Origin of the sequence: Mycolicibacterium xanthum, assembly GCF_019710635.1 — a bacterium.
Classification (GTDB): Bacteria; Actinomycetota; Actinomycetes; order Mycobacteriales; family Mycobacteriaceae; genus Mycobacterium; species Mycobacterium xanthum.
In genome coordinates this window covers 1-4,188 of the sequence record NZ_JAIFZS010000115.1, presented here as the reverse complement: position 1 = coordinate 4,188, position 4,188 = coordinate 1, and the positions used below count along the sequence as shown (strand labels likewise).

2 protein-coding genes and 1 pseudogene are annotated in these 4,188 nt (G+C 64.8%); all 3 read left to right on the top strand.

Annotated features, from left to right (window positions below; translation table 11 throughout):
• Positions 1 to 181: pseudogene (locus JDV09_RS26210) on the top strand (IS1634 family transposase); the annotation flags it as partial.
• Positions 182 to 639: 458 nt separating this feature from the next.
• Positions 640 to 2,787 carry a S9 family peptidase gene (locus JDV09_RS26205; protein WP_221372051.1) on the top strand — a complete coding sequence of 716 codons (2,148 nt, stop codon included), beginning with the start codon at positions 640 to 642 and terminating at the stop codon, positions 2,785 to 2,787.
• Entirely contained in the window at positions 2,762 to 4,045 is a 1,284-nt protein-coding gene (locus tag JDV09_RS26200; RefSeq protein WP_221372050.1) for an MFS transporter, read from the top strand. The genes JDV09_RS26205 and JDV09_RS26200 overlap by 26 nt, the downstream gene beginning before the upstream one ends.
• Positions 4,046 to 4,188: the final 143 nt, after the last annotated feature.

Sequence of the window (4,188 nt, the reverse complement as noted above, 5' to 3'; positions counted from 1 at the left end):
GGCACTGACGCACTGGATCGAGCACCGAACCGGCTGGAGCATCCGACAATTCGTCCGGACCCTACGCCGCTACCGCACCGTGCAAATCCAAGCCGGCACACAGACCCTGACCGCCGCCGACCCCCTACCCACCGACATCGCCGAAATCCTGGCCAGGATCGGCAGCCTCGGTGCGCACTAACTTGGCCCGAGTCGGGCCGGTACCCCCATCGGCTCTCATGAGCCCGCCCCGGCGCCACGCCGAAACCGCAGTTCACAGAGCCGGCCCACAAGCAGGACCGACATTGCGATGATACGAAGATTAAAGGCCTTTCATAAATCTTTTCATCACCCGAACCCTGCGTAATATCGGAGATGTCAAACAAATACGGAAGACCTTTTCAGAGCAGCTGAAGGAACAATTGCGAAGAACCCAAAGGATCTTCCACCACGAAAGGAGACCGACCATGACCAAGGCCAAAGTCACTCGCGGACACAGGAACTACCCCAGCTGGCGACCGCGCTGATTCGCATGAATTGCGGCTGAATTCACCGCATTATCGCCGCCCGAAATTGGCCTGCTTCGCCCGAGAAAGCAGGCCAATTTCCATTTTGAATGGAGGAACTGTGAATACAAATATGGCGGCCCAGCCCGACACCATGGCGGCACAATTGGATCCACCACAACTCAAGCGTGAGCCGCATCGTCGACTACAGCACGGTGACGTCTTCACCGACCACTACGCCTGGCTGGACGCCGCCGACGAGCAGACGGTGACCGAACATCACCTCCGGGAGAACCGATACGCCGAGGAACAGATCCGGCACCTCGGAGTGCTACGCGAACAGATCTTCGACGAAATCGCCGCGCGCACCCAAGCTGCCACCTCGACCGCACCGGTGCGGCGCGGCATGTGGTGGTACTTCTTTCGCTACCGCGACGGTCAGCAATACGGACAACACTGCCGTCGCCCGGTCGCACCGGCAAGCGGTTGGGATCCGCCGCGGATAGACGAGACGCCGGCGGCCGACGAGCAGTTGCTGTTGGACGAGAACGCCGAGGCGCAGCACCACGATTTCTTCGCAGTCGGTGCCAGCGTGGTCAGTCCCGACGGTCAAGTGCTGGCATATACCGTCGACACGACCGGTAACGAGCGATTCACGCTGCGGTTCAAAAACCTGGCCGATGGTCGCCCGTACCCGGACGAGATCGGCGACATCGCACCGAGCGAACCGCACGACCTGTGGGCCAGCGTTGCGTGGTCATCGGACAGCAGGACCATCTACTACGTCGCCATTGACGACAGCGGCAGGCCCTGCACCGTGCGCCGCCACCGGCTGGGACACGGTCGGCAGGCAGAACTCGTGTATCACGAGAGCGACAAGCGGTTCCACGTGTTCGTGCGTCGCGCCCGTAGTGGCAAATACATCTTCATCGCCGCCAATTCGCTGGACACCTCTGAGATCCGCCATGGCGCCGCCGACGACCCGCAGGCACGGTTTCGAACCGTCCTGCGACGGCGCCCCGGGGTCGCCTACACCCTCGATCACGCCATCGTCGGTGGCCACGACCGCTTCGTGATCGCCCACAACGACGATGCGCCCAACTTCACCGTGGTGGAGGCTCCGGTCGGCGACCCGGAGGCACAACGCACCCTGATCCCCCACCGGGACGATGTTCAGATCACCGTGGTCGAGGCCTTCGCCGGCTATCTGGCCGTGGGTTCGCGACACCATGCCCTGACTCAGGTCGAACTCATCGGCATCGACGCGCGAGGTGAGTACGAGCGTCCGTACCCGGTGGCGTTCGACAGCGATCTGATGTCGGCAACCATCGCCGAGAACCCGGCCTGGGATGCACCGATGTGCCGGATCGAAGCGACGTCGTATGTCACTCCGTCGCGGGTATACGACGTCGCGCCGACCCGAGGCCGCGGCATGCGTGTCGTCACCGAGCAATCGGTGCGGGGCGGGTTCCGGCGCGACGACTATGTCGAACGACGCGAATGGGTTGCCGTCTCCGACGGCACCCGGATCCCGGTATCCATCATCCATCGACGCGACGTGTCGTTTCCGGCACCGACGTTGCTGTACGGCTACGGCGCCTTCGGCTGCTGCGACGACTCGTGGTTCTCCATTCCCCGGTTGTCGGTGCTCGATCGCGGGATGGTGTTCGTCGTCGCACATGTCCGCGGCGGCGGCGATCTCGGAAAATCGTGGCACGAGGGCGGCAGGCTCATGGACAAGAAGAACTCGTTCGACGACTTCATCTCGGTGGCGCGACATCTCATCGACCGCGGAATCACCCGCCCGCACAGCATGGTGGCGTTCGGAGGAAGCGCCGGTGGCCTGCTGGTGGGTGCTGCGGCCAACATGGCACCGGAGTTGTTCGCCGGCATTCTCGCCGTGGTGCCGGTGGTCGACCCCCTCACCACGCTGCTGCACCCGAGTTCGTACGTAGACACCGCCCTCCTCGGCGAGCTGGGCGACCCCGCCGACGACCGCGACATCTATCACTACATCAAGTCCTACTCGCCTTACGAGAACATCCAACCGGCAGAATATCCAAGGATTCTCGCAATAGCGGCGCTGCGCGACACCCGGGTTGCCGCCGGCCTCACCGCCAAGTGGGTCGCCGCGCTCAGATACGCGACAACCGGCGCCGTTCCGATCCTGCTGAAAACAGACATGGCGGCCGGCCACACCGGCATCAGCGGCCGCTACGAGCAGTGGAAGCAGGCAGCCCTGGAGTACGCATGGATGCTCGACGCCGCCAATTGCCATGTTGCCCCTGCTATCGCGACCTGACCCTGCGCCGGGATCGGCGGCGCGCCGTCCACTGAGCCTGCTGTTGTGCGCGACGTTCTGCGCCGCCGTGGGCAACGGGATCTCGATCGTCGCGTTTCCCTGGCTGGTACTGCAGCACAACGGCAGCGCGGTGGACGCGTCGATCGTCGCTGCCGCCGCGGCGCTGCCACCGCTGATCTCGGTCCTGCTCGCCGGTACGGCCGTCGACTTCCTCAGCCGCCGGCGGATCTCGATGCTGTCGGACATCCTGTCGGGAGCCACGGTCGCGGCTGTTCCTCTGGTGGTTATCGCATTCGGGGCGCAGGCCCTCGGTGTCGCGGTGCTGGCGATCGCGGCCGCACTGGGCGCAGCATTCGACCCGGCCGGAATCACCGCGCGCGAATCGATGCTGCCCGAGGCCGCGGACCAGGCGGGCTGGACACTCGATCGTGCCAACGGTCTGTACGAAGCCACGTTCAACGTCGGCTACATCGTCGGGCCAGGCCTCGGCGGCCTGTTGATCGCGACCATCGGTGGCATCGACACGATGTGGTTCACAGCGGCGACCTTCGCAGCGTCGATCCTCTTCGTCTGGATGCTGCGACTGGAAGGCGCGGGTCCGCCCGTCGGCAACGAACGCCCAACGCAGGTGTGGGCAGGTATCGCCGAAGGCCTCAAGTTCGTCTGGAACGTACGAATCCTGCGCACGCTGGCACTCATCAACCTGGCGATCGCCGGACTGTTCGTCCCGATGGAGGCCGTGCTGTTCCCGAAGTACTTCGCCGACCGGAACGAGCCGGCTCAACTGGGTTGGGTGTTGATGGCGCTCTCCGTCGGCGCGCTGGGGGGAGCACTCGCCTATCCGGTGCTGCTGCACCGGGCGACACGGCGGGCGATCCTGCTGATCGGGACTCTCACGCTGGGGGTCTGCACGGCGGCGTTCGCCTTCCTGCCACCGACAGCGGTGATCCTGCTGCTCAGCGCAATCGTCGGGTTGGCCTGTGGGCCAATCCAGCCCATCTACAACTACGTGATGCAGACCAAGGCGCCGCAGCACTTGCGGGGAAGGGTCATCGGCGCGATGACATCTCTGGCCTACGCGGCCGGCCCGCTGGGCTTCATGATCGCCGGTCCGCTCGTCGACGGGTTCGGCCTGCAGGTCACTTTCGCGGCGCTGGCGATCCCCATGCTGTCGATCGGCCTGCTGTTGATGCGGCTGCCGTCACTGCACGAGTTGAAGCGCCCAGAGTTGAGCCCGGTCGGCCCCGTTCGAGGCTAGCGTCAGGCACGTGAGCCGCAACAAGAACTTGCCTGTGGCCGTTGACCCGACTCGGGCCAAGTTAGTGCGCACCGAGGCTGCCGATCCTGGCCAGGATTTCGGCGATGTCGGTGGGTAGGGGGTCGGCGGCGGTCAGGGTCTGT

Excerpts from the sequence above, each read along its gene's own strand:
- JDV09_RS26200 (WP_221372050.1), top strand. The coding sequence starts at position 2,762 with ATGTTGCCCCTGCTATCGCGACCTGACCCTGCGCCGGGATCGGCGGCG.
- JDV09_RS26205 (WP_221372051.1), top strand. The coding sequence starts at position 640 with ATGGCGGCACAATTGGATCCACCACAACTCAAGCGTGAGCCGCATCGT.